At 63.2% G+C, this 23,390-nt stretch carries 25 protein-coding genes; 5 read left to right on the top strand and 20 right to left on the bottom strand.

Going from position 1 to position 23,390, the window contains the following annotated elements:
* Positions 1 to 18: 18 nt before the first annotated feature.
* The 11 genes from ACCQ08_RS09540 to ACCQ08_RS09490 all read right to left on the bottom strand — a co-directional run bounded on the left by ACCQ08_RS09540 (position 19) and on the right by ACCQ08_RS09490 (position 10,642).
* On the bottom strand, positions 19 to 936 hold the full coding sequence (locus ACCQ08_RS09540; protein ID WP_373449628.1) for a helix-turn-helix domain-containing protein: 918 nt from the start codon (positions 934 to 936) through the stop codon (positions 19 to 21).
* Complete coding sequence (gene pilW / locus ACCQ08_RS09535; protein WP_313336512.1) at positions 933 to 1,694, bottom strand: type IV pilus biogenesis/stability protein PilW; 762 nt, start codon at positions 1,692 to 1,694, stop codon at positions 933 to 935. Before pilW ends, ACCQ08_RS09540 begins: the two co-directional genes overlap by 4 nt.
* A 97-nt stretch (positions 1,695 to 1,791) precedes the next feature.
* Entirely contained in the window at positions 1,792 to 2,913 is a 1,122-nt protein-coding gene (rlmN, locus tag ACCQ08_RS09530; protein WP_239812402.1) for a 23S rRNA (adenine(2503)-C(2))-methyltransferase RlmN, read from the bottom strand.
* 59 nt (positions 2,914 to 2,972) lie between these two features.
* On the bottom strand, positions 2,973 to 3,398 hold the full coding sequence (gene ndk, locus ACCQ08_RS09525; protein WP_021027513.1) for a nucleoside-diphosphate kinase: 426 nt from the start codon (positions 3,396 to 3,398) through the stop codon (positions 2,973 to 2,975).
* Between the two features lie 80 nt (positions 3,399 to 3,478).
* Positions 3,479 to 4,933: a pseudouridine synthase gene (locus tag ACCQ08_RS09520; protein ID WP_373449627.1), complete on the bottom strand. Its 1,455-nt coding sequence runs from the start codon at positions 4,931 to 4,933 to the stop codon at positions 3,479 to 3,481.
* On the bottom strand, positions 4,926 to 5,804 hold the full coding sequence (gene scpB, locus ACCQ08_RS09515; RefSeq protein WP_373449626.1) for an SMC-Scp complex subunit ScpB: 879 nt from the start codon (positions 5,802 to 5,804) through the stop codon (positions 4,926 to 4,928). Before scpB ends, ACCQ08_RS09520 begins: the two co-directional genes overlap by 8 nt.
* 198 nt (positions 5,805 to 6,002) lie before the next feature.
* The gene (locus ACCQ08_RS09510) at positions 6,003 to 7,070 is read right to left on the bottom strand and encodes an RluA family pseudouridine synthase (protein ID WP_373449625.1); all 1,068 of its coding nucleotides are present in this window, start codon (positions 7,068 to 7,070) and stop codon (positions 6,003 to 6,005) included.
* A complete protein-coding gene (locus tag ACCQ08_RS09505; protein WP_239812405.1) occupies positions 7,070 to 7,915 on the bottom strand; it encodes a peptidoglycan DD-metalloendopeptidase family protein in 846 nt (281 codons plus the stop codon). The genes ACCQ08_RS09510 and ACCQ08_RS09505 overlap by 1 nt, the downstream gene beginning before the upstream one ends.
* An 11-nt stretch (positions 7,916 to 7,926) precedes the next feature.
* The gene (locus ACCQ08_RS09500; protein ID WP_373449624.1) at positions 7,927 to 8,727 is read right to left on the bottom strand and encodes a protein-L-isoaspartate(D-aspartate) O-methyltransferase; all 801 of its coding nucleotides are present in this window, start codon (positions 8,725 to 8,727) and stop codon (positions 7,927 to 7,929) included.
* Positions 8,724 to 9,503, bottom strand: coding sequence for a 5'/3'-nucleotidase SurE (gene surE / locus ACCQ08_RS09495; protein WP_312461927.1), 780 nt, complete (start codon positions 9,501 to 9,503; stop codon positions 8,724 to 8,726). The genes ACCQ08_RS09500 and surE overlap by 4 nt, the downstream gene beginning before the upstream one ends.
* Positions 9,504 to 9,706: 203 nt before the next feature.
* Complete coding sequence (locus tag ACCQ08_RS09490; protein ID WP_373449623.1) at positions 9,707 to 10,642, bottom strand: LysR family transcriptional regulator; 936 nt, start codon at positions 10,640 to 10,642, stop codon at positions 9,707 to 9,709.
* Between the two features lie 391 nt (positions 10,643 to 11,033).
* Between ACCQ08_RS09490 and ACCQ08_RS09485 the strand changes: the two genes are divergently transcribed.
* The 4 genes from ACCQ08_RS09485 to ACCQ08_RS09470 are packed head-to-tail and all read left to right on the top strand — an operon-like array spanning position 11,034 to position 14,641.
* A complete protein-coding gene (locus ACCQ08_RS09485; protein ID WP_239812408.1) occupies positions 11,034 to 11,567 on the top strand; it encodes a 2,4'-dihydroxyacetophenone dioxygenase family protein in 534 nt (177 codons plus the stop codon).
* Positions 11,568 to 11,591: 24 nt separating this feature from the next.
* A complete protein-coding gene (locus ACCQ08_RS09480) occupies positions 11,592 to 12,836 on the top strand; it encodes an MFS transporter (RefSeq protein WP_312416014.1) in 1,245 nt (414 codons plus the stop codon).
* Complete coding sequence (locus tag ACCQ08_RS09475; RefSeq protein ID WP_373449637.1) at positions 12,836 to 13,915, top strand: 2,3-butanediol dehydrogenase; 1,080 nt, start codon at positions 12,836 to 12,838, stop codon at positions 13,913 to 13,915. The genes ACCQ08_RS09480 and ACCQ08_RS09475 overlap by 1 nt, the downstream gene beginning before the upstream one ends.
* A 9-nt stretch (positions 13,916 to 13,924) precedes the next feature.
* A complete protein-coding gene (locus tag ACCQ08_RS09470; protein ID WP_373449622.1) occupies positions 13,925 to 14,641 on the top strand; it encodes an SDR family NAD(P)-dependent oxidoreductase in 717 nt (238 codons plus the stop codon).
* Positions 14,642 to 14,746: 105 nt separating this feature from the next.
* On the opposite strand, the gene ACCQ08_RS09465 is transcribed toward ACCQ08_RS09470, so the two are convergent.
* The 8 genes from ACCQ08_RS09465 to ACCQ08_RS09430 all read right to left on the bottom strand — a co-directional run bounded on the left by ACCQ08_RS09465 (position 14,747) and on the right by ACCQ08_RS09430 (position 22,109).
* Positions 14,747 to 15,763 carry an aldo/keto reductase gene (locus ACCQ08_RS09465; RefSeq protein ID WP_312461923.1) on the bottom strand — a complete coding sequence of 339 codons (1,017 nt, stop codon included), beginning with the start codon at positions 15,761 to 15,763 and terminating at the stop codon, positions 14,747 to 14,749.
* Between the two features lie 69 nt (positions 15,764 to 15,832).
* Positions 15,833 to 16,789 (bottom strand): Gfo/Idh/MocA family oxidoreductase, encoded by a 957-nt coding sequence (locus ACCQ08_RS09460; RefSeq protein WP_373449621.1) that lies wholly within the window; start codon positions 16,787 to 16,789, stop codon positions 15,833 to 15,835.
* 77 nt (positions 16,790 to 16,866) lie between these two features.
* Positions 16,867 to 17,733 carry a class III extradiol dioxygenase subunit beta gene (locus tag ACCQ08_RS09455; protein WP_312416007.1) on the bottom strand — a complete coding sequence of 289 codons (867 nt, stop codon included), beginning with the start codon at positions 17,731 to 17,733 and terminating at the stop codon, positions 16,867 to 16,869.
* A 1-nt stretch (position 17,734) separates the two neighbouring features.
* Complete coding sequence (gene ligA / locus ACCQ08_RS09450; RefSeq protein ID WP_312526671.1) at positions 17,735 to 18,172, bottom strand: protocatechuate 4,5-dioxygenase subunit alpha; 438 nt, start codon at positions 18,170 to 18,172, stop codon at positions 17,735 to 17,737.
* A 76-nt stretch (positions 18,173 to 18,248) separates the two neighbouring features.
* Positions 18,249 to 19,169 (bottom strand): amidohydrolase family protein, encoded by a 921-nt coding sequence (locus ACCQ08_RS09445; RefSeq protein ID WP_312416004.1) that lies wholly within the window; start codon positions 19,167 to 19,169, stop codon positions 18,249 to 18,251.
* A gap of 10 nt (positions 19,170 to 19,179) precedes the next feature.
* On the bottom strand, positions 19,180 to 19,863 hold the full coding sequence (gene ligK / locus ACCQ08_RS09440; RefSeq protein WP_239812416.1) for a 4-carboxy-4-hydroxy-2-oxoadipate aldolase/oxaloacetate decarboxylase: 684 nt from the start codon (positions 19,861 to 19,863) through the stop codon (positions 19,180 to 19,182).
* Between the two features lie 29 nt (positions 19,864 to 19,892).
* Positions 19,893 to 20,921 (bottom strand): amidohydrolase family protein, encoded by a 1,029-nt coding sequence (locus ACCQ08_RS09435; protein ID WP_239812417.1) that lies wholly within the window; start codon positions 20,919 to 20,921, stop codon positions 19,893 to 19,895.
* A gap of 69 nt (positions 20,922 to 20,990) precedes the next feature.
* Positions 20,991 to 22,109 carry a 4-oxalomesaconate tautomerase gene (locus ACCQ08_RS09430; RefSeq protein WP_312461919.1) on the bottom strand — a complete coding sequence of 373 codons (1,119 nt, stop codon included), beginning with the start codon at positions 22,107 to 22,109 and terminating at the stop codon, positions 20,991 to 20,993.
* Between the two features lie 261 nt (positions 22,110 to 22,370).
* On the opposite strand from ACCQ08_RS09430, the gene ACCQ08_RS09425 reads away from it, so the two are divergent.
* Entirely contained in the window at positions 22,371 to 22,904 is a 534-nt protein-coding gene (locus tag ACCQ08_RS09425) for a hypothetical protein (protein WP_373449620.1), read from the top strand.
* Positions 22,905 to 23,073: 169 nt separating this feature from the next.
* On the opposite strand, the gene ACCQ08_RS09420 is transcribed toward ACCQ08_RS09425, so the two are convergent.
* Entirely contained in the window at positions 23,074 to 23,376 is a 303-nt protein-coding gene (locus ACCQ08_RS09420; RefSeq protein WP_239812420.1) for a YqjD family protein, read from the bottom strand.
* Between the last annotated feature and the right edge of the window lie 14 nt (positions 23,377 to 23,390).

Raw genomic sequence — 23,390 nt, 5'->3', positions numbered from 1 at the left:
GATGTTCTCTTCTTGCACTTAATTCACCTCAAAACGGGCGGTGCTGCCCTTGGTCACTTTTTTCAGATCAAAAACCGACCCGCGCAGCTGCATCTCCACACCCACCGCATTGCCCACGATGAGCTTGAGCGGCGGCGTGGCCGCGATATCTTCGGTCGCGCCGGCACGGATGGTCTTCTCAAACACCACCTTGCCACTGGCCTCCTTGACCTGCACCCAGCTGTCCTGGCTGGCCTTGAAATGCAGCAATGGCGCGCCTTCTGCAGGCGCTGCAGCCACCGGTGCCGCTGCTGCCGGGCTGGGCGGGCCTGCCAGCGCAGCGGTGGCGCCGGCTTCGGCTGCGCCATTGGCCGGCGCCTCGGGCACCGGATCGGTCGAGCTACCACCCAGCGCGACCGACTCGGACTGGTCAGCCACGCCGGCGACGTTGTTGGAGCGCACAGGCGCGGGGGCAGAAGCGGCGGCCCGGCTCTTCCAGTAGTCTGCCAACTGCGGATAGAACAGCACCCCGACGGTCGCCACGATCAGCAGCACGACCACCCCCATCCAGGGGAAGGGCTTGCTGCTGGGGAAGTCATTTTTCTTGCTCTGCGCCGGGCCCACGGCCACGCGGGTCTTGACGCTTTCCACGCCTGGGCTCAGGTCCTTGCCAGGTGGCTTGGGCAGCTGGGCCAGCACGGGCGCGGGGTCGATCTTGAGCACACGGCACACAGCAGAGGCCAGCGCGCGCACAAAGACCACATCCGGGAAGGCGCTCCAGTCGCCCGCTTCCAGCGCTTCGAGCTTGTGGACGGACACCTTCAGGTGCGCCGCCACGGCAGGCAGGTGGTAGCCCAGTTCCTCGCGCGCCTGGCGCAGCATCTCGCCCGCGCTGAGGGGTGCACCCGTGGCTGCATGGTTTGCGTTGGTTGCTTCTTGGATATCAGACTCGATCACAGCACGCCTCCACCAGCAATACGTGCCGCCTCTTTGGAGTCGGGGAAACGCTTTTGCAATTGGGCTGCCAGCGAACGCGCGCTCGCTCCATCACCCAGGGCTTTTTCAATTTGGATACCGAGGAACAAGGACTCGGAGTTGGCCAGCTCGCCATTGTTGAGGCGGCGGATATAGAACTGGGCGCGGCGCGGGTCGCCACGCTGGTTCATCAGCTTGGCCAAATTGAAGCTGACTACCGGGTTGCCCGCATCGTACTCATAGGCCTTGAGCAAGCTCGCCTCGGCCTCGGCAGGCTTGCCGGCGGCCTCGTGGCACAGGCCCTGCGCCATCAAGGTCTTGGCTTGTTGAAAATACTGGCGCTGCACCAGAGCCTGGTTGAAGTAGCGGTCTGCCGCGTCGTATTTTTTCTCTTGGCAGAGCAACCAGCCATGGTTGTGCATGATGTTCGCATCAGTGGGCTTGAGCGACTGTGCCTTGCTGAAGCTCTCGTCGGCAATGTCCGGCTCGCCCAGCTGCATGTAGATGAGCCCGCGCATGTTGTAGGCATCGCCATTGGCAGGATCCAGCGCCAGCACCTGCTTGATCTCGTCGAGCGCGATCGTGGCGCGGCCGGTCTGGAAATAGCTCGCTGCCAGTTCCAGCCGGATGCGTGCGCGCCGGTGGATCTCGGTCTCATCGGATTGCGTGACATAGGCGGCATCCTCGCGGGCCGTGTTACTGGCGGTACCGCAGCCCGACAAACCACCTATCAGGGCCAAGCCTAAAAAGGTGGCAGCCGTGAGGCGATGCACCCTCGGTTGCCCTGTTGTCACAGCCTCTTGCATGCACACCCTCCTCAAACTGATTGGACTATTTCTAGACTTGTGCCAGCGGTATGACCCGGTTCTTGGCCATGCGCTCCGCCGCTTTGGTGCGGTCTTTCACATCGCCAGCGAGCTGGCCACAGGCCGCATCGATGTCATCGCCCCGGGTCTTGCGCACGGTGGTCACGACACCGGCATCCGAGAGCATCTTGGCGAATTCGGTCACCCGGTTGGCAGGTGATCGTAACAGACCCGATGCCGGAAAAGGGTTGAATGGAATCAAATTGAACTTGCACCATGCCCCGCCGTTGCCCGCATACTCTCGCACCAGTGCTATCAATTGCTGGGCATGCTCGGGTTGGTCGTTGACGCCATCGAGCATGCAGTACTCAAAGGTGATGAAGTCACGCGGCGCAAACTCCAGGTAGCGGCGGCAGGACTGCATCAGCTCGTCGAGCGGGTATTTCTTGTTCAGCGGCACCAGGGCATCGCGCAGGGGATCGTTGGGCGCATGCAGCGAGACCGCCAGAGCCACCGCACAGTCCTGCGACAGGCGATCCATCATCGGCACCACACCTGAGGTGGAAACGGTGACGCGGCGGCGCGACAGGCCATAGCCATGGTCATCCAGCATCGTGCGCAGCGCGGGCACCAGGGCCGTGTAATTTTGCAGGGGCTCGCCCATGCCCATCATCACCACATTGGAGATGATGCGCTCATCGCGCCCCAGGCGCTTGCGCAGCGCGTGTTCGGCAAACCACAGCTGCGCCATGATTTCGCCGGTGGTCAGGTTGCGGCTGAAGCCCTGGTGCCCTGTCGAGCAAAAGCGGCATCCCACCGCGCAACCTGCCTGCGAAGAGACGCACAAGGTGCCACGGTCATCTTCGGGAATGAATACGGATTCGACGGCATTGCCGTCACCCACGTCGAACAGCCACTTGACCGTTCCGTCGGAGGACACATGCTCGGTAATCACGGGCAAGGCCGTGACATGGGCCGTGCCCTTGAGTTTTTCGCGCAGGGACTTGGCCAGATCGGTCATCTGGTCGAAATCGGCTGCACCGCGCTGGTGGATCCAGCGAAAAAGCTGCGTGGCCCGGAAGCGCTTCTCTCCCAGCCCTTCGCAAAAGGCGGTCAAACCAGCCAAATCAAAATCAAGCAAATTGGTGGTCATGGATATACGCTCGGGCCACTTACCTATGCCACGCGGCCTGAAGGCCGCGCACAAGTCAATTAACGGGAGTAAACGTTCATGCCGGGGAAGAAGAACGCCACTTCCACAGCAGCGGTCTCAGCGGCGTCGGAGCCGTGCACGGCGTTGGCGTCGATGCTGTCAGCGAAGTCAGCGCGGATCGTGCCCTTGTCGGCCTTCTTGGGATCGGTAGCGCCCATCAGCTCACGGTTCTTCAGGATGGCGTTTTCGCCTTCCAGAGCCTGGATCATCACAGGACCGGAGATCATGAAGTCCACCAGATCCTTGAAGAAAGGACGGGCAGCGTGCACAGCATAGAACTGCTCAGCGTCTTGACGCGACAGTTGCACCAGCTTGGCGGCCACGATCTTCAGGCCAGCAGCTTCAAAGCGGGCGTAGATTTGACCGATAACATTCTTAGCCACTGCATCGGGCTTGATGATCGAGAGGGTACGTTCGATTGCCATAATAAATTTCCTGTTGATGGTTTTTTTTGCTCTGAAAGCAAACCTTTGATTGTACGGTGTCCTGGAAGTCAGCGGCGTGACTACGACCTTCCACCGCGCTTGAATCCGCCACCGCTCTTGCGTTGGCCCTGGCGCTGACGCGTCAGGCTGTCATGACCGATGTAGCCCAGCGAGGTCTTCATCGGATCGGGCTGGGTATTGCGCTTCTCGGGTGCCTTGCGCAAGCCGCCACCGCGGGTGTTCTTGGCCGGGCCGACCGATGGGCGCGGGCCGTTGTGCTGGGGACGGTTGTCACTGCGCCCTCCCCGGCCAGCCGCATTCTGCTCACGGGGCTTGCGCTCGACCACACCGCCGGCAGCCACCGTCAGCGCCTGGATGTCGCGCTGATCGAGCTCCACCCAGGAGCCCCGGCGCAAGCCACGCGGCAGCACCATGGCACCGTAGCGGATACGGATCAGGCGGCTGACCGCGTGACCGACCGACTCGAACATGCGGCGCACTTCGCGGTTGCGGCCTTCGGAGATGGTGACCCGGTACCAGCAGTTGGCGCCCTCGCCACCGCCATCGTCGATGGAGCCGAAGCTGGCCACGCCGTCTTCCAGGTTCACACCGGCCAGCAGCAAGGCCTTTTCTTCATTGGTCAGCGCGCCCAGCACGCGCACCGCGTACTCACGCTCCAGACCGAAGCGCGGGTGCATCAGGTTGTTGGCCAGCTCACCGGAGTTGGTGAACAGCAGCAGACCTTCGGTATTCAGATCAAGACGGCCAATGGACTGCCACTTGCCGTGCGAGACGCGCGGCAGCTTGCGGAACACCGTTGGGCGGTTCTGCGGATCGTCATGCGTCACCACCTCGCCCACTGGCTTGTGGTAGGCCAGCACGCGCGCTGGCGGCTGCTCGATGCGGAACGTGATCAGCTTGCCGTTCACACGGATCTTGTCACTGTGCAAAATGCGCTGACCCACGTGGGCCGGCTCATTGTTGACGGAGATGCGGCCTTCCAGAATCAGGCGCTCCATCTCCAGGCGCGAGCCCATGCCGGCCTGCGCCAGCAGCTTGTGCAGCTTGGGCGCTTCCACATGGGGCTGGAGCACGCGCTTGACCGGAGCCGGTGCATCCGAGTCTTCCGCCGCCTCCAGCGCGCCAGCCACCACGTCCTCGAATGCATAGCCTTCCGGCTCGGCATGGCGTTGCGGACGGCCCGCCGGACCACGGCCACGGGCGGCAGGCGCATCGCCTTCTGCGCCCTGCGCATCACGCGGCTGTCCATCACGCTCACGGAAACGGCGAGCCCGGGCCGGGTAACGGCTCACGCGCTGTTCGCCATCACGGCGTGCACGAGGCTCGGCAGCCGGCTGCGCCGACCCTTCACCCTCGCCGTCGTGGGCCGCTGCCGCGTCGGCCGTATCTGCCGGCACGGCTTGCGCCGGCGCGGCACGCTTGCGCGTTGCACGGCGCTTTTCAGACGGCGCGGCACCTTCTTGCAAGACCTTATCTCCATCCTGGGGCGCATTCATATCGCTGGTATCACTCATCATCTTTTTGCTTTTCTACCCCGCCTGCTGCGGAATTATGTGCATCGTCATCACGGACCAAAGGATCCGCATCTTTGTCTTCAACCCCGGCAGTGGCGGCATCTGCACCACCACCTGCCTGCGGGGACTCTGCCGCCCTCACGGCGGCCGCATCTTCCTCATCAGCAGACCCAGCCTCAGGCAAAGTCTGCGCATCCTCTGCGTCTTCCAACGCCTCGCCATCGGCAACCGGCGCTGCCATGGCCATGGCCTCGCCCACCAGCTCGAATGCCTCGGCATCCGCTGGCCCGGCATCCTGCTGCTCGGCCTCGCCTTGCGGCGCCTCCAGCGGCAGGCTGTCAAACATCGCCTGCGTCTGGTTGCTGCTGTCCAGCTCGGGCAACTGGTCCAGCGACTGCAGGCCCAGATCATCCAAAAACTGCCGGGTGGTTGCCAGCAGCGCAGGCCGCCCGACGGTCTCCCGGTAGCCAATCACTTCCACCCAACCCCGGTCTTCCAGCTGCTTGATGATCAAACTGTTGACCGTCACACCCCGGATATCTTCGATATCGCCACGGGTCACCGGCTGCCGATAGGCAATGATGGCCAAGGTCTCCAGAGTCGCACGCGAGTACTTGGGCGGTTTTTCCGGGTGCAGGCGATCGAGGTATTCGCGCATCTCCGGCCGGCTCTGAAAGCGCCAGCCCGATGCCACCTGCACCAGTTCCACCCCCCGGTGCGCCCAGTCCAGTTGCAGCTCCTGCAACAGCACCTTGAGCGTGTCCGTTCCCAGATCATCCGCAAACAATCCCCGCAGCTCACGCACGGTGATGGGCTGGGGCGCGCAGATCAGCGCAGTCTCCAGCACCCGTTTTGCTTCCAAAGTATGCATGCGATAAATCCCTGTTTTCACGCCAGCGCGCAGCTGCGTGTTGAGACAAAGGAATGCGTATCAAGAGGGCCGCGTTTGCATGGCCAAGATCACGGCGCAGGCATAAGCGCCCATAGCCGCCGGCACTGGGCGCCACCGATGCAGTGTGCAAACCGGGTGTTTGCGCTGGCTGAAAAACCAGACCTGCAGGGGCAGCGCTTAGGCCAATTCCGCCAAATTATACCGAAGATCCCAATTTTCCATCGCCGAGGTGATATCGGCGGGCGGCATCGCGAACCAGGACATGCTCTGGCCCGTGACCGGATGGACAAAGGCCAGCCGCAGCGCATGCAGGGCCTGGCGCTCCATGCCAGCCGCAGGCGTGCCGCCATAGAGCGTGTCGGCCAGCAGTGGGTGCTGGAGCGAAGCCATATGCACGCGGATCTGGTGGGTGCGCCCGGTATGCAGGCTGCAGAACACCGCGCAACCTTGCTGGCCATTGACCAGCAGGCGGATATCGGTACGCGCCGGTTTGCCTGGGTGCTGGGCCAGATCGACCGCCGCCATGCGCAGGCGGTTGCGCGGATCGCGGCCAATGGGCAGGCTGACCGAGGTCTGCGCCGCGCCCTGCCAGGGCTTGTGGCCCAGCGCCAGGTAGTTGCGGCGCACATCGCGTGCAGCGATCAGCTTGACCAGCGCGTCCATCGTCTGGCGCTCGCGCGCCACCACCATCAGGCCGCTGGTGTCCTTGTCCAGCCGGTGCACGATGCCTGCGCGCGGCAGCTGAGCCGCCTTCGCGTCGTAGGCCAGCAGCGCATTGAGCAAGGTACCGCTCCAGTTACCCGGCGCCGGGTGCACCACCATGCCGGCAGGCTTGTTGATGATGAGCAGGTGCTCATCCTGGTAGACCACGTCCAGTGGAATATCCTGCGGCAAGAACGCCTGGCTTTGCTGTGTGGGGCGCAGCTCGACCACCGCCTGGTCACCGGCCTTGACCTTGGCACTGGGCTTGAGACCGGATTTGCCATTGACCAGCACCGCGCCTTGCAGCAGCAAGGCCTGCAGATAGCTGCGCGAGAACTCTGGCACCCACAGCGCCAGCGCCTTGTCCAGGCGCATGCCGTGCGCATCCACGCCAGCGGTGACCGTCCGGCTTTCCCAGCTCTGCGACTCGACCTCCGCCGGCTCTTCATCCCCTTCCGGCGACACCAGGGCAGTGTCCTCCAAATGGGAAAAGCCGACATCGTCGGCGGGCGGCGATGTCGGCTTCAATGAAGGACCTGGCATCAGCGGGAAGGCAGGTAGCGCGATGGATCGACCGGCTTGCCCTGGCGGCGCACCTCGAAGTGCAGCTTCACGCGGTCGGCGTCGGAGCTGCCCATCTCGGCAATCTTCTGGCCCTTCTTGACGACCTGGTCGTCCTTGACCAGCAAGGTTTGGTTGTGGGCGTAGGCGGTCAGGTAGGTGTTGTTGTGCTTGATCAGAATCAGGTTGCCGTAGCCGCGCAGGCCGGCCCCCGAGTAGATCACGCGGCCATCGGCGGCTGCCACGACGGGGTCACCCGCCTTGCCACCGATGTCCAGACCCTTGTTGCGCGCGTCGTCAAAGCCCGCAATCACGGCTCCCGACGAGGGCCAGATAAAGCCCAGGTTGCCATCGGCTGCAGCGGGTGCAGACGCTGCAGCAGCAGGCGCCGGGGCCGGTGCAGGCGTCGCCGCTGGCGTGTTGGCGCCGGTTACCGCAGGTGCAGTAGCTGCCGGGGCAGCGGTGGCGGTGGCCGTGACCGGTGGCACCACGCGCAGCACCTGACCCACTTCGATGACATTCGGATTTTCCAGATTGCTCCAGCGCGCGATGTCACGCCAGTTCTGGCCGTTGTCGGCGGCAATGCGCATCAAGGTCTCGCCGGGCTTGACGGTGTAGTAACCAGGCTTGCCCGCGTTTTCGGCACCCGGCAGGGTTGCTGGATCAATGCGGTTCGGGGTGGCCGTGGTCGACGTCGGTGCGCGACCTGCCGACAAGCCCCGATCTTCCACGGGCGCCTGGTTCAGCGATGTACTACCGCATCCTGCCAGCACCATGGCTGCCACCACACTGGCACCCCACGTCAAAACACCACGTGAATCCAACATACCTATCCTTCTTAACCAAGCCCCGATTTTAGGGGCACGAAATGAACATGCTCCAGAACCGTGCGCTGAAACCCATCAGCACTGCGGTCCACGACGAGCAAAACCTGTTGCTGGCCCGGTCCCATCACCGGGGCCACGAGCCGGCCGCCTTCCGCCAGCTGGTCGCACCATGCCTGCGGGACGGAATCCCCACCAGCCGCTGCGATGATCCCGGCGTAAGGCGCACCCTTCTCAAAACCCAGCATGCCATCGCCCAGGATCAGGTGCACATTGGCCAGCCGCAAAGGCCGCAGGTTGACCCGCGCCTTTTCATGCAACGCACGCAGCCGCTCAATGGTATACACCTCCTTGGCCATCAGGCTCAAAACCGCCGCCTGGTAGCCGCAGCCGGTGCCAATCTCCAAAATGCGCCCCAGCCCCATTTTGCCTGCCGGAGATTGCAGCAGCAGCTCGCACATCCGTGCCACCACGCTAGGCTTGGAGATGGTCTGCCCCAATCCTATAGGCAAACTGGTGTCTTCATAGGCTTGAACGGCCAGTGCACTGTCAACAAACTGGTGGCGCAGCACCGAATTCATCACCTTCAGCACCCGGATGTGCTCCACCCCCGATGCGGCCAGGCGCTGCACCATGCGCAAGCGTGCCGATGTGAAATCCACGCTTTCGGGGCCGAGCGATTCACGCACGGCCATCGGCACCGGTGACAGCTCCGCCGGCAGCCTGGCCCATTGCCGGTGCACGCTGCTCGCCTGGGGCTTGGTGCTCACAGGCAGGGCACCACGGGCAGGAAAGCCGGGCTTGCGCAAGGTCACCCTGGCACCTCCAGGTCGTTGCTGCGCAAGGTGGTGGCCGTCTGCGCCCAATAGGCCAGGCTCTCATGGTCGGTCAAATCCACCTTCAGCGGTGTCACCGCCATATGGCCCGCAGCCGTCGCATGGAAGTCGGTGCCCTCTGCATCATCCATGGCCAGGCCGGCATTGCCGATCCAGTACATGGTCTCGCCCCGGGGGCTGGTCTGGGTGATGACTTTCTCTGCCGCATGCCTGCGCCCCAGGCGGCACAGCTTGAGGGGCTTGATCTGCGCAAACGGCAGATTGGGAATATTGATATTGAGCAGCCAGGGCTTGAGCGTGACGAGCTTGGAGGCCTCGAACTGCTGCACCAGCTCGCAGGCCTTTTTGGCGGCTGACTCCAGCTCGCCCCAACCCTTGTCGATCTGGGAGAAGGCCATCGCCGGGATGCCGAACAGATAGCCTTCCATCGCAGCGCCCACGGTGCCCGAGTAGATGGTGTCATCGCCCATATTGGCACCGTTATTGATGCCGGAGATGACCAGATCGGGCCTATAACCTAACAGCCCCGTCAGCGCGATATGCACGCAGTCCGCCGGCGTACCATTGACGTAGCGAAAGCCATTGGCGGCACGCTGCACGTACAACGGCGAATGCAAGGTCAGTGCATTGGATTTGGCACTGTTGTTGTGTTCCGGTGCGACCACCTCGACATCGGCCACTGCCTGCAATGCATCATGCAACGCCACGATGCCGGGCGCTTGATAACCATCGTCGTTACAAAGCAGTATCTTCATGTCATTGAACCAGTTGCACTGCATTGTAGGGGTGCCAACACAGAACCCGAGCGGAGTGTGGCAGCAAAGCGACCTGCAGGCCCTTCGGCGCCCGCAGCCCATGGCGCGCAAGGGCGCCTTGTCAAGCCTCCGCATTGTAGTGAGCGCGGCGGCACTGACTCCGTGCAGCAGTGCATTTGCTACACAAATTTACGATGAAGCGCCTAGGCCAGCGGCTCACCTGCAGCATTCGCAGCCAGTTCGGCCTTTTTGCACACCTCGGTGGCCAGTTCATGCAGCACAGCAGCTGTGCAGCGCAGCAACGGTGTGGCCTTGCGCTTGGCCGATTGGGCCATGAACAAAGGGATCATCACCGCAGGCGTCTCGATCGGTGCCACGACAAGTTGGTCACCCACTTCATGCCCGTCAAGGGCGCTGCGCGTCAACGCAGCATACCCATAGCCGCCGCGCACCAGGTCCAAAATGGCAGGAACACTGGACACCTCCCAGACAACATTGAGTTTGACTTGGGAGAGCCTGGCCTGTGCTTCCATCAGCTTGCGGAAGATTTGGCCGTACTGGGGCATGATCAGCGGAAACGCAGACAGTCCCTCAAAGCCCAGCGTCCCCAGCCCTCCCAGCGCGGAGGCGGGGCCCACCAAACACAGCCGCTCCTGCAGCACTGGCGTGGTTTCAATATGAGGATGGGGCTCCGGTGCATAGACCAGACCCAGATCCATGCGCCCGGAGGCCAGCCATTCGGCCATCTGCACCGAGAAGCCTTCGACGATGGCGATGCGCGCCTTGGGCATCGTGCAGCTGAAGGCATCGATCAGTGGCAAGGTCAAACGCCGGGCCAGGCTCGGGGGCAGGCCCACGACGATGCGGCCTACCGGTTCATTGCGCTCGCAACCCAGATCCTCCTTGGCTTGGGCCACATGCTGCAAGATCGCATGGCTATGTTCGAGCAACCGGCGCCCTGCCTCCGTCAAGGTCACACCCCGCCCGGTACGGATCAGCAGCGTCTCGCGCAGTTCCATCTCGAGCGCCCGCACCTGACGGCTCAGTGCCGGCTGCGCTGAATCGGACAACATCGCCGCTTTGCTGAAACTGCCGGTCTCGGCAACAGCGACAAAAGTTTCGATTTGCTGCAAATTCATAGCCACCCTCTTTAGTGCATTGAATATTAATAATTTTTAGCTATTATTATGCCATTTTGCTATAGCTGCTAGCTATACGGGCACCTAGGTCGTTGGGGACATCTTCCACAGAATGAAGTTTCACATCCCCCACACATAGAGCCAAGGAGACCCTGCATGCCGTTCCCCCCCACCACCGCCTGGCCAGGCATTGCGTCTCCGCGCTGTCTCAGTCGGAGTTGGACGCGCAAACCTGACAGACACCCCTCCCCCCGACAGTGACGGCAGCGTCTTCGGCTGCCCTGCCCCCCGCTCTCCGGTGACCTTCATCAGTCCGGGCTGCATCCGCTTGGCGCCATCGCCAGCCTTGCCCTCTTTCCATTTCCTATTCCGCTATTCAAGGAGCACAACCATGGTCGAAAAAGCCAGCAGCGAGTTTTGGCAAAGCCTCAGCCCCATCGCCAACCCCTTCATGCCCGATGCACTGCCAGAGGTGTACACCCCCAACGCCGTGCCCGAAGACGAACGCCTGTATGTGCCGTTCACCGACACCGTGTTCTCGCGGCCTCTCTGGATCTCGCCATCCCAGAACAAGTGGTGCGACATCCTGATGGCCAAGCAAGCCGGCCTGGTCAACCGCCACTACCACCCCCATGAAGTCTTTGCCTACACGATCTCCGGCAAATGGGGCTATCTGGAGCATGACTGGACAGCGACCAAGGGCGACTTCGTCTACGAGACCCCCGGAGAAGGCCATACCTTGGTGGCGTTCGACCATCCCGAACCCATGCGGGCCTTCTTCATCGTCAAGGGTCCGCTGATCTGGCTGGACGAGCAGGGCAAACCGGACGGCTACTTTGATGTCCATTCCTACATCGCCATGTGCAAGGCCCATTACGAAAAAGTGGGTCTGGGCGCCGAGGCCGTGGAAAAGCTCTTCCGCTAACGGCCACCGACTCTGGAGAACACCATGCACCCAACCCCCTCTCGCTCCTTGTGGACCTACGAGAATCGGCTGTTGCTGATCCTCTTCCTGACCTTTGGCTTTGTCTTCTTTGACCGCCTGGCCCTGTCGTTTCTGTTCCCGTTCATGCAGGATGAGCTCGACCTGAGCCAAACCCAGCTGGGCATGATCTCATCGGCCCTGGCGCTGACTTGGGCCATCTCCGGGGCCATCGCAGGTGCCTGGTCCGATTCGCGCTCCAAGCGCAAGGCGCTGCTGGTGGTGTCCGTGCTGGGGTTTTCCATCTGCTCGGCCATGTCCGGGCTGGTGGGCGGCTTCGTCAGCCTGTTGGTGTTCCGTGCGCTGATGGGCCTGGCTGAAGGGCCGGTGCTGCCCATTGCCCAGTCCTTGATGATCCAAAGCTCCACCCCAGCGCGGCGCGGCCTGAATATGGGTCTGCTGCAAGGCTCGTCTGCAGGTCTGATCGGCGCAATGATTGGGCCGCCCGTCGTCATTGGTCTGGCAACGAATTTCGGCTGGCGCGTTGCCTTCTATGTCACCGTCATCCCCGGCATTCTGATTGCCCTGGCCATCTGGCGCTGGGTGCATGAGCACCCCGGTCAGGCCCCAGCAGTTGCGCAGGCCAAGCCAGCACCCATCAACCGCTGGGCCCTACTGCGCGAACGCAATGTGCTGCTGTGCATGCTGATCAGCTGCTTTTTCCTCACCTGGTTCATCATCATCATCTCGTTTGCGCCCACCTTCCTCGTCAAGTACCGCGAGTTCTCGGCCGCCGACATGGGCTTTGTGATGAGCTGCCTGGGCGCCGCCTGGGTATTCTGGGGCTTTGCGGTGCCAGCCATCTCCGACCGCATCGGACGCAAACCCACCCTGGTCATCTTTGCGCCGATTGCGGCACTGTGCCCCATCGCCTTGATCTACGGTGACTCCGTCCTCGCACTGGGTATGGTGGTGTTCTTCACCTATACCGGCCTGGGCTGTTTCACGCTCTTCATGGCCACCGTCCCCGCAGAAACCGTTCCGCCCCAAGTGCTGACGGGCGCGCTCGGTCTCATCATGGGCGCGGGCGAACTGGTAGGCGGCTTCCTCGCCCCCACGATTGCGGGCTTTGCGGCAGACCATTACGGCCTGCCCGTCGCAATGTGGATGTCGGCAGGCGGCGCATTGATCGCCGGTGCGCTTGCGCTGGGTTTGAAGGAAACCGCACCGCTGGTGCTGCAACGCCGTGCGGCGGCAGGAGCAACGCCATGATGCGCGCACTGCGCTGGCACAGCGCCCAGGACCTGCGCGTGGAGCAGATCCCGACCCCGAAGCCCGGACCTCAGGAAGTACGCATCGCCGTGCAATACTGCGGCATCTGCGGCAGCGATCTGCACGAATACGAATCGGGGCCGCATGCCATCCCCGTTGGCACCCCCCACGCAGTCTCAGGCCGTACCGCGCCACTGACCTTGGGCCACGAGTTCTGTGGCACGGTGGTCGAGCTGGGGAGCGCGGTCAGCAGCCTGCAGGTGGGCGACCGCGTCGCGGTGGAACCCGAATACCGCTGCAGCCACTGCGCCTACTGCCGCAGCGGCGCCTACAACCTCTGCGCCGATATGGGCTTCGCCGGGCTGATGGGCGATGGCGGCATGGCCGACTTTGCCGTGGTGCCCAGTTATATGCTGCACCGCCTGCCCGAAGGGGTAAGCCTGGAGCAGGCTGCCGTGATGGAGCCCGCCGCCGTCGCACTGCATGCGCTGCGCCGCAGCCAGCTGCCGGCTGGCGGCAGCTGCGCCATCTTTGGGCTGGGCCCCATCGGATTGCTGCTGGTCCAGCTCGCCAAACTGCAGGGAGCAGGCACCATCATTGCGGTGGATGTATCGCCGCAGCGCCTTGAAATGGCACGACAGGCAGGTGCCAGCCTGGTCATCGACGGCAAGGGCCTCACCCCTCGCGCGTTGCGGCACACCATTGCCTCGGCCACCGACGGCTTGGGCGTGGACACCAGCTTTGAGGCCGCAGGTCTGCAAGCCACCTTTGAAGGGGCGTTGCGCGCACTGCGCAAAGGCGGAAACATGGTCATGGTCGGCCTGATGTCCGAGGCCCGCCTCGACGCATTCGACGCTGTCAACCGCGAGTTGAGCCTGGTCGCCAGCGTCGGTTACCGCGATGTCTACCAAGAGCTGATGGGCCTCATCGAAGCGGGCCGCTTCGACCCCACCTCGATCATCACGAAGACAGTTCCGCTGGAGCACGCAGTCAGCGAAGGCTTTGCAGCACTGGTGCAGGACCGTTCGCAGATCAAGATTCTGGTCAGCCCGCCGATGGGCCGCAACCACAAGCGTTAGGACACCGCAATGAACAACTCCCAGGAACAAAGAACCATCCTCGTAACTGGAGGCACTTCCGGCATCGGTGCAAGCACGGCGCTGCATTTTGCCGAGGCCGGCGCCTCCGTGCTTGCGCTGGGGCTGGATGCGCAGGGGCGGCATGCCCCGCGCCATCCCCGCATCCGGTGCATCGAGCTGGATGTCTGCGACAGCGGCCAACTGCAGCAGACCATCGCCGCGCTACCCCGACTCGATGCGCTGATCAACGCAGCAGGCATCAGCCGGCATGCGCAGGAGTACGAACCGGAGGCCTTCCTGCAAGTGCTGCACACCAACCTCACTGCGGTCATGCGGGCATCGATGGCCGCAGCCCCGCAGCTGTTGCAAAGCAGCGGCTGCATTGTCAACGTGGCCTCGATGTACAGCTATTTCGGCAGCAAGGACCGCCCCGCTTACAGCGCCAGCAAGGGTGGCATCATGCAACTGACGCGCTCCCTTGCACAAACCTGGGCGCATGAAGGCGTGCGCGTCAATGCGGTAGCGCCCGGCTGGATCGCTACGCCGCTGAGCGAGGGGCTGATGGCCGACCCAGCCGCCTCGGCAACGATTCTGTCCCGCACACCGCTGCAGCGCTGGGGCCAGGCCGCCGAAGTGGCGGCAGTCATCGGGTTTCTGTGCTCGCCAGCGGCATCTTTTGTCAACGGTGCCGTCATCCCCGTCGATGGTGGTTATCTGACCGTGTAACAGCAGTCCAGGATGGGCTACAGGCAGCCAAAGATGGCAGAGCCTGCAGGCAGCGTGATCTGCCTCAGGCTCTGCGTGCGCTACCAGCCGCCTATCAGCCTGGCATCAGCGCTGCTCAAACGCGTATTTCTCGGTATCCACCTCGCGCTGCGAGGCCAGCGCATAGCGGTCACCACGGATCGCCTCGGGTGCGAACAGCGCGTCAAGCTCGGCCAGCAACGCAGCATCCAAGGCCACCCGGCTACCGCGCAGGTTTTCATGCAGGTGATCGATACGGGTGGTGCCTGGCAATGCCACCACATGCTCGCCCTGGTGCAGCACCCAGGCAATGGCCAGTTCGGCCAGGCTGCAGTCTGCGCGCTCCGCAATGGCTTGCATGGGGGCCAGCAGCCGCAGATTCGCTGCATAGGCCTCGGGCTGAAAGCGTGGCATGCCGGCACGGATGTCTCCTGGCACCCAGGTGGTGCCGGCGGGCAATTTGCCCGACAGAAAAGCCCGGCCCATCGGACTGAAGGCCACATAGGCAATGCCCAGTTCGCGGCTGGCCTGCAAGGTGCCCAGCTCGGCATTGCGCGACCACAGCGAATACTCGCTCTGCAAGGCTGCAATCGGGTAAGTGGCATGGGCACGGCGCAAGGTATCGACACCGACTTCTGACAAACCCAGCGCCCGCACCTTGCCCTCCTCCACCAGGCGTGACATTTCACCGACCGACTCCTCGATCGGCACCCGGGGATCCCAGCGGTGCAGGTAATACAGGTCGATGACATCGGTCCCCAGGCGCTTCAGGCTGTCTTCGCAGTTGCGGCGCAATGTTCTGGGATGGCCATCGATCACACGGCGCATGACGCCATCGTCCCCCCGCACGCCTGCCATGCCGCCCTTGCTGGCCAGCGTGATCCGGCTGCGGTGGGGCCTGAGGATCGGCCCCACCAACGACTCATTGGCGCCAAAGCCATACAGCGCTGCGGTATCGAACAGGTCGACGCCAGCATCCAGCGCTGCATGCAGCAGCGCCTGGGATTGCTCGGCCGTGGCCGGGTGGCCATAGGCATGGCTCAGGTTCATGCATCCCAGCGCGACGGGACCAACCTGGAAGGGGCCTATAGAACGCTCACTCATCATCTCTCCTCAAAAACCAAACCGCCCGCTGAAACGTGTGCGGGCGGTCAGCGGCGGCTTGGGTGGATATTACTGCAGCTGCTGCTCCAATGCATGCAGAACCTGGTAGCAAGGCAGTACCTGGGAGATGCTCGAGCGCGGTTGGCGGCCCTCCCGGATCGCCGCAAAAAACTCACGGTCCTGCAGTTCAATGCCATTCATCGATACATCCACCCCGGATACATCGATGGCCTCATCCTTGCCATTGACCAGCCCATCGTAGCGGGCCACATAGGTCCCTGTATCGCCGATATAGCGAAAGAAGGTTCCCAAAGGACCATCGTTGTTGAACGACAGGCTCAACGTGCAGATGGCGCCGTTGGCGGCTTTAAGCACGATGCCCATGTCCATCGCAATGCCCAGCTCCGGGTGCAGCGGCCCCTGCACCGCATGGGCCTGGACAATGGGACTGCCTGCCTGGTGGGCGAACAGATCCACGGTGTGGGCCGCATGGTGCCAAAGCAGATGGTCCGTCCAACTGCGCGGCTGGCCCAACGCATTCATATTGCTGCGCCGGAAGAAGTAGGTCTGCACATCCAATTGCTGGAGCTTGAACCTGCCCGCCTGCACCCGTTGCTGAACCCACTGGTGGCTGGGGTTGAAGCGGCGGGTGTGCCCGCACATGGCCACCAATCCACTGGATTTTTGCAGGGCCACCACGGCCAGCGCATCCTCGAGCCGGTCGGCTAGCGGAATTTCGACCTGCACATGCTTGCCGGCCAGCAGACACTGGCGGGCCTGGCTGGCGTGCATCTGCGTGGGCGTGCACAGAATGACCGCATCCACCTCCGGTCGCGCCAGGCTGTCCTGCAGATTGGTGGCCACATGCCCAATCCCATACTGCTCGGCCAGCTCGCGCGCCTTGGACAGATCCGGGTCGACGAGAGAGACGACTTCCGCCCCGGGGATCTGGCGGATGCCCTCAAGGTGTTTGAGGCCGAAGGCGCCCGCTCCTGCGAGCGCCACTTTGAGCTTGCGAAGTGTCATGACATCCTCCAGAAAGTCTGGGTGCCCCAGAGAGCGCCGGGGCGATACATACCGAAAATCAGCGACATAAGTGTTTTTCAACCGTTCTCTAGAATCAGGTGACCCACAGCGGTGTTGGAGGCCGGCACGTGGTAGAAGCGGTGTTTGACCGTCGGCGTTCTCGCCGGGTCATCGACATCCGCCATGGCACCCCGCGCAATCAGCCACATGACCAGCTCGATGCCTTCCGAGCCTGCTTCACGTACATAGTCGATATGGGGTACCTTGGCCAAGGTCGCAGGGTGATGGACGAGCTGGTCCAGAAAGCAGTTGTCCCATTCCTGGTTGATCAGCCCCGCGCGTGCACCTTGCAGTTGGTGGCTCATGCCTCCCGTCCCCCAGATCTGAACATTGAGGTCCTCGTCAAAGCTCTCCACGGCTTTGCGGATCGAACGGCCCAGGTTGAAGCAGCGTTGGCCCGACGGCACCGGGTACTGCACCACATTCACCGCAAAGGGAATCACCGGACAAGGCCAGGCTCCGTCCACCGGCTGCTCTCCGCACATCAAGGACAGCGGAACCGTCAGCCCATGGTCCACCTCCAGTTGGTTGACGATGGTCAGGTCAAAGTCCTGCTGGATCACCGACTGCGCAATATGGGATGCCAACTGGGGATGCCCCACCACCTTGGGCACGCGGCGCGGCCCCCAGCCTTCATCGGCGGGGAAGTACTCGGCCCCGGTCCCTATCGCAAAGGTGGGAATGAGATCCAGGCTGAAAGCCGTGGCGTGGTCGTTGTAAATCAGAAAAATGACATCGGGCCGGTTATCGCGCATCCACTGGCGCGAGTATTCATAACCTTTGAAAAGCGGCTGCCAATAAGCCTCCTGGGTCTTGCCCTGGTCGATGGCCACGCCAATGGCGGGCACGTGCGACGTAAATACTGATGCGCTGATGCGTGCCATGTCAGACACCCTCCTTGCCGGCGCCTGCGCCTGTGGGCTGGGCGGGTGTGCCCGCTGCCTCATGCATGAACCGGTTCCCCTCCACCGACCGGCCACCGGCCACCATCATCGCGCGGTAGGCCTCCTCGCTCATCCCCGTCATGGATCCGGCCATCTGCTGAAAGCTCTTGCCGTCGGTGGCGCCAATCTTGGCGAGGAAATAGATATTGCCCCCGGTGCGTATGCACCAGTTCAGGTCCCGGGCCATCACCGCCTGCCTTTGCTCCTCGCTCATCTCCCATTCGTCCAGATAGGCGCGCTCGTCCGCTTTGAAACGCGCGCGGTTTTCAGGCTTCATCAAGGACATGCAAAACTGGTTGAGCCAGTACCCTTTGCGTGACTGGTCGGCATCAAAAATAACGGTGCCGGGCACATCGAGATAGGGTTTTTCCAATGCCATATTTATCTTTCCAAGTTTGTTATTGATTCCTGGCCTGCACGGAGGCAGCCAACCCAAGACAAGTGCATCTCTGGATTTACGCGTCCTCGGGCCAATACAAGCGCAGCGGGTTGTCCACCAGCAACTGCTGCCGCAGGGCGGGCGTGGGGGCGATCTGGCTGATGAAATCCACCAGCAGACCGTCATCGGGCATGTGGTCCTTCAGATTGGGATGGGGCCAGTCGGTGCCCCAAAGCACGCGGGTGGGAAAGGCCTCGACCACGCGGCGCGCAAAAGGCACGACATCCTGGTAGGCGCGCTGTTCACCCTGCAGCGCCTGCGGGCCCGTCAGCGACAGCCGCTCCGGGCAGCTGACCTTGCACCAGACGTTGTCATGCGCCTGCATCAGTTGCAGAAACAGACCGAACTCGGGCCCATGCGCGGGCTTGCTGACATCGGGCCGCCCCATGTGGTCGACCACTACAGGGGTGGGCAGGCGGCTGAAGAAGTGCCACAAATCTGGCAGATCTTCCGCTTCAAAATAGACCACCACATGCCAGCCCAGATCAGCGATGCGCTCGGCAATCTCCTGCAACTCATCTTGCGGCGTCACGTCTACCAGCCTTTTGACGAAATTGAAGCGCACGCCCCGCACGCCAGCCAGGTGCAGCGCTTCCAGCTCCCGGTCGCTGACGTCGCGCCTGACCGTGGCCACGCCCCGGGCCCTGCCTTCCGAGGCCTTGCAGGCATCGACCATCGCCCGGTTGTCCGCACCATGGCAGGTGGCTTGCACGATCACATTGCGCGAGAAGCCCAGATGGTCGCGCAACGCAAAAAGCTGCTGCTTGCTCGCGTCGCAAGGGGTGTACTTGCGCTCTGCGGCAAAGGGGAACTCTGCCGCCGGGCCAAACACATGGCAATGCGCATCCACCGCACCTGGCGGCAATACCAAGCGCGGCTTCGCGGGCTTGGGATGCCAGTCCAGCCAGCCGGGGGTTTTAGGGGGGAGTGACTGCATGCTGCGCTCCTCAGTCGATGTAGCGCAAGCCGGAGCCGGCCAGCGGGCCGCGCATCTGGTACAGGTCCAGACCCAGTACCCCGGCAGCGAGCTGGGCCCGTTTGCTGCGCTCGAGCCGCTCACGCTCCAAGCCGGTCTCCAACGTGGTAACGGCCCTGTCCGCAGGGACGCAGACCACCCCATCGTCATCGGCGACAATCACATCCCCAGGGGTCACCCACATGCCGGCACACACAATCGGGATATTGACGGAGCCTAACGTCGCCTTGATCGTGCCCTTGGACGACACGGTACGGCTCCAAACAGGAAAGCCCATGTCCTGCAAGGTCTTGGTATCGCGCACCCCCGCGTCAATGACCAGGCCCCGCGCGCCGCGCGCCTGGAAGCTGGTGGCCAGCAGATCGCCAAAATAGCCATCGCTGCATGGGGAGGTCACCGCCGCTACGACGATGTCGCCAGGCTGGATTTGCTCGGCGGCGACATGCAGCATCCAGTTGTCGCCCGGCTGCAGCAACACGGTGACGGCCGTCCCGGAAACTTGCTGACCCGTTGCGATGGGGCGCAGCGCTGGCTGCAGCAGCCCCACCCGCCCCAAGGCCTCGTGCACGGTAGCCGATCCCAAACAGGCCAGCCCGTCGGCAGCCGCACGATCCGCACGCTGGATATGGCGGTACACAACGCCGAGTTCATACATAAGCATTTCCTTGTCTGTGGGCGGGCGCTTTACCGCCCTTGGTTGCGAAGTACGGCATCCAGACGCGGAAACACGCGGCGCGCGTTGCCCTCGTACACCTGGCGACGGTCTTCCTCACTGAGGTAAGGCGTGGCCTCGATATAGCGTTTGGTGTCGTCGAAGTGGTGGCCGGTCAGCGGATCCATGCCGCGCACCGCGCCGACCATCTCGCTGGCAAACAAGATGTTCTTCGTCGGAATGACACGGGTCAGCAGGTCAATGCCGGCCTGGTGGTAAACGCAGGTATCGAAAAACAGGTTGTTCAGCAGATGGGTCTCCAGCGGTGGCGTGTTCAGCGCCTGCGCCAAACCCCGAAACCGCCCCCAGTGGTAGGGCACGGCCCCGCCGCCATGGGGAATCACGAACCGCAGCGTCGGAAAGTCCTGGAACAGTGCGCTGTTCAGGCACTGCATGAAAGCCGTGGTGTCGGCATTCAGGTAATGGGCGCCAGTGGTGTGAAAGCAGGCGTTGCAACTGGTGGAGACATGCACCATCGCAGGAATGTCGTACTCCACCATCTTTTCGTAGATCGGGTACCAGAAGCGGTCGGACAGCGGCGGGGCCGTCCAGTGCCCGCCGGAGGGATCAGGGTTCAGGTTGATCGCCACATTGCCGTAGTGCTCGACGCAGCGGACCAGCTCGGTGATGCAGCTGCGGGGATCGACGCCGGGGGACTGCGGCAGCATCGCTGCAGGCACGAAGTGCTCGGGGAACAGTTCGCTGACGCGAAAGCACAGCTCATTGCAGACCTCGGCCCAGGCACTTGAAGTGTCGAAATCCCCGATGTGGTGGGCCATGAAGCTGGCACGTGGACTGAAAACGGTCAGGTCCAGCCCCCGCTCCCGCATCAGCCTGAGCTGGTTGTTCTCGATCGTCTCGCGGATTTCGTCGTCGCTGATGCGCAGATCGGTGGCCGCAGGTGCCTTGCGCGGGTCCCGCAGGCCGGCCATCTGCAGATCCCGCCACTGGCCCAAGGCTGCCGGTGCAGTGGTGTAATGGCCATGTACATCAATGATCATGCGGAATGTCTCCTTGCGTGTAGGGGGGTGTAGGCGCGGGCCGTTCGGCGGCGCCCGGTGCGAGCCGCCTCATGCGGGCCCTTTCCAGACGGTGCTGGGCACCATCACCTCGCCGCGCATCAGCACGCGGGCCGTGCGCAGCAGGGCCACCTTCGGCAACGCGGGGTTCTGCGCCGCTGCATCGCTGAGGTTCATCGCCAGCGCCCCGGAGGGATGCTCGATCGACAGCCGCTCGGTGCCTGGGCCTGGACAGCGCACCGCCAGTCCGTCGCAGACCGTACCGGGCAAGGTGATGGCCGTGGCAACGGTAACGGCGGCCAATACGCCAATGCTCTCGTGGCAGACATGGGGAATGAAGCTGCGGGTGGTCAGCGCGCCACCGTGGCGGGGCGGCGCGATCATCGTCATCTTGGGATAGCTCTTGGCGCTCACATCGCCCAGGCCCATCGCGACGGCGGCCTGCAGGCGAAGCGCTTCCACCCGGCGGCGCAGATCCATGTGGGCATCCAGCTCGGCGACCGTCTCATAGCCGGTCGCGCCGACATGGGCAGCCTCGAAGATGACCAGTGGCATGCCGTTGTCGATACAGGTCGCGTCGAGAATGAACGGCGCAAACCCCGCACCCCGGACGTTGAAGCGGTCGCGCGGATTGCCGGTCGGCAGCAAGCGCTTACAGACCGAGCCGGCCGTCTCCAGAAAACGGACCTCGATCGGTGCTGCGCTGCCGGGCACGCCATCGATATGCGCATCACCAAGCTCGGCGAGCTGGCCCTTGTCCAGCGGAACCGTGATCTCTGTACGCATGCCGGTATTGCGGCTCAGCACGCAGTAGGTGGCGCGATCGCCGCGGGGCTGCAGCATGCCGGTCTCCAGCGCAAATGGCACCGCTGCGGCCAGCATATTGCCGCAATTGGGGCGGGTATCGACGGCATCCTGGTCGGGCTGCACCTGGGCAAACAGAAATTCCAGGTCCACCCCGGGCTGCGTCGACAGGCTGACGATGCCGATCTTGCTGCTCAGCGGATGCGCCCCGCCCAGGCCATCGATCTGCCTGCGGTCGGGCGAGCCCAGCGCGGCCAGCAGCACCCGGTCGCGGGTGGCCACATCGTCGGGCAGATGGGCGGCGTTGAAGAACGGCCCCTTGGAGGTGCCGCCTCGCATCAGCAGACATGGAATGGCCGTTGGCATGCATTTCTCCCGGTGTGGTCTCGTGCCATCCATTCTGGAGAGAGACATGCCAAAGAGCCACGTACGCGCCCGCCTAGCAGCTATAACCTCTGAGCATATCTAAGCCAAGTCCCGGGGCCGCGCCAGAACACGCTGCCATCGGCGCCGGCAGGTACTTTGCGGGTCCCGGCTGCGGCGCAGCCATGAATACTGTCCCGTCCTACGGGCGCTGCAAGCGGGCACCTTCAATGCGGTGCAGACCGCGCCGATAGCATCGGAACCATGTTTATCCACCGTTTGAACACCGCCATTTTCCTGAGGGCCGGCACCATGGCGATCACGGCCGCAGCACTGACCACGGCCACCAGCGTCTCGGCGATGAGCGCCGAAGAGGCACGTGCAGAAACCCAGCGCATCGCGTTGCAGTATGAGCAGACGATGGCGCACTGCCGCACGCTGCAGGGCAATATGCGTGAGATATGCGAAGAGGATGCCAAGGGCAGCCGGCGCGTGGCGCAGGCCGAGCGCGATCTGAAGCTGCAAGGGGGCGCCGAGCACGAATACCAGGTGAGGCTCGCCCGGGCCCAGGCGGACTACCGCGTCGCCCATGAACGCTGCAACGACATGCGCGGAGAGGCGGTGAAGGTTTGCAAGCGAGACGCGGAACAGGCCTACCTGCGTGCGCAGCAGGATGCACGCATTCGCCAGGTGGAAGCGCCTCCTGCGGTCTCGACCGACTCCACGTTGGCACCCCTGCAGACACCTCCGCAGGCGCCGCTGGACAGCGCAGCACCGCTGCCGCCGACTGCACGCTGATGTACCGGCCGCGCAGCGGCGATGGTATGGGCGTAATGGATCAGATGACCATGTGAAAGAAAACCAAAAGCCCCTGGCTGATGCACCCCTTGAAGAGGGCACCGGCCAGAGGCCTTTGTTCTACACGCAGGGAAGCGCAATGGCCTCCGTCCGATCACTACGTACCGATCTAGCGCCGGCAGACTGCATAGCCCAGCACCACCCCGATGGCCAGGGCTGCGCCCGCAAACCGCCAGGGCTCATCATGCGCATATTTGTCCGTGCAGGCAGCAGTGTGTTTGGTCTGGGCAATCGCGCGGGCGGCCGAATCCTTGGCGATCCCCATCCCTTCGTCCATGCGCTCACGGATGCGCTTGATTTCAGGGATCGCGTCGAGCTCCTTGACCGACAGCAGCGACCGCACATCGTCAACCAGCTTGTCGACATCGCCCTTCACATCCGACAGGCTGACCTGGTGCTTTTTGAAGAACATGCTTTTTCCTTTCT

Origin of the sequence: Comamonas sp. SY3 (assembly GCF_041730275.1) — a bacterium.
GTDB classification, from domain to species: domain Bacteria; phylum Pseudomonadota; class Gammaproteobacteria; order Burkholderiales; family Burkholderiaceae_C; genus Comamonas; species Comamonas sediminis.
This window is presented reverse-complemented; position numbering and strand designations above follow the sequence as displayed.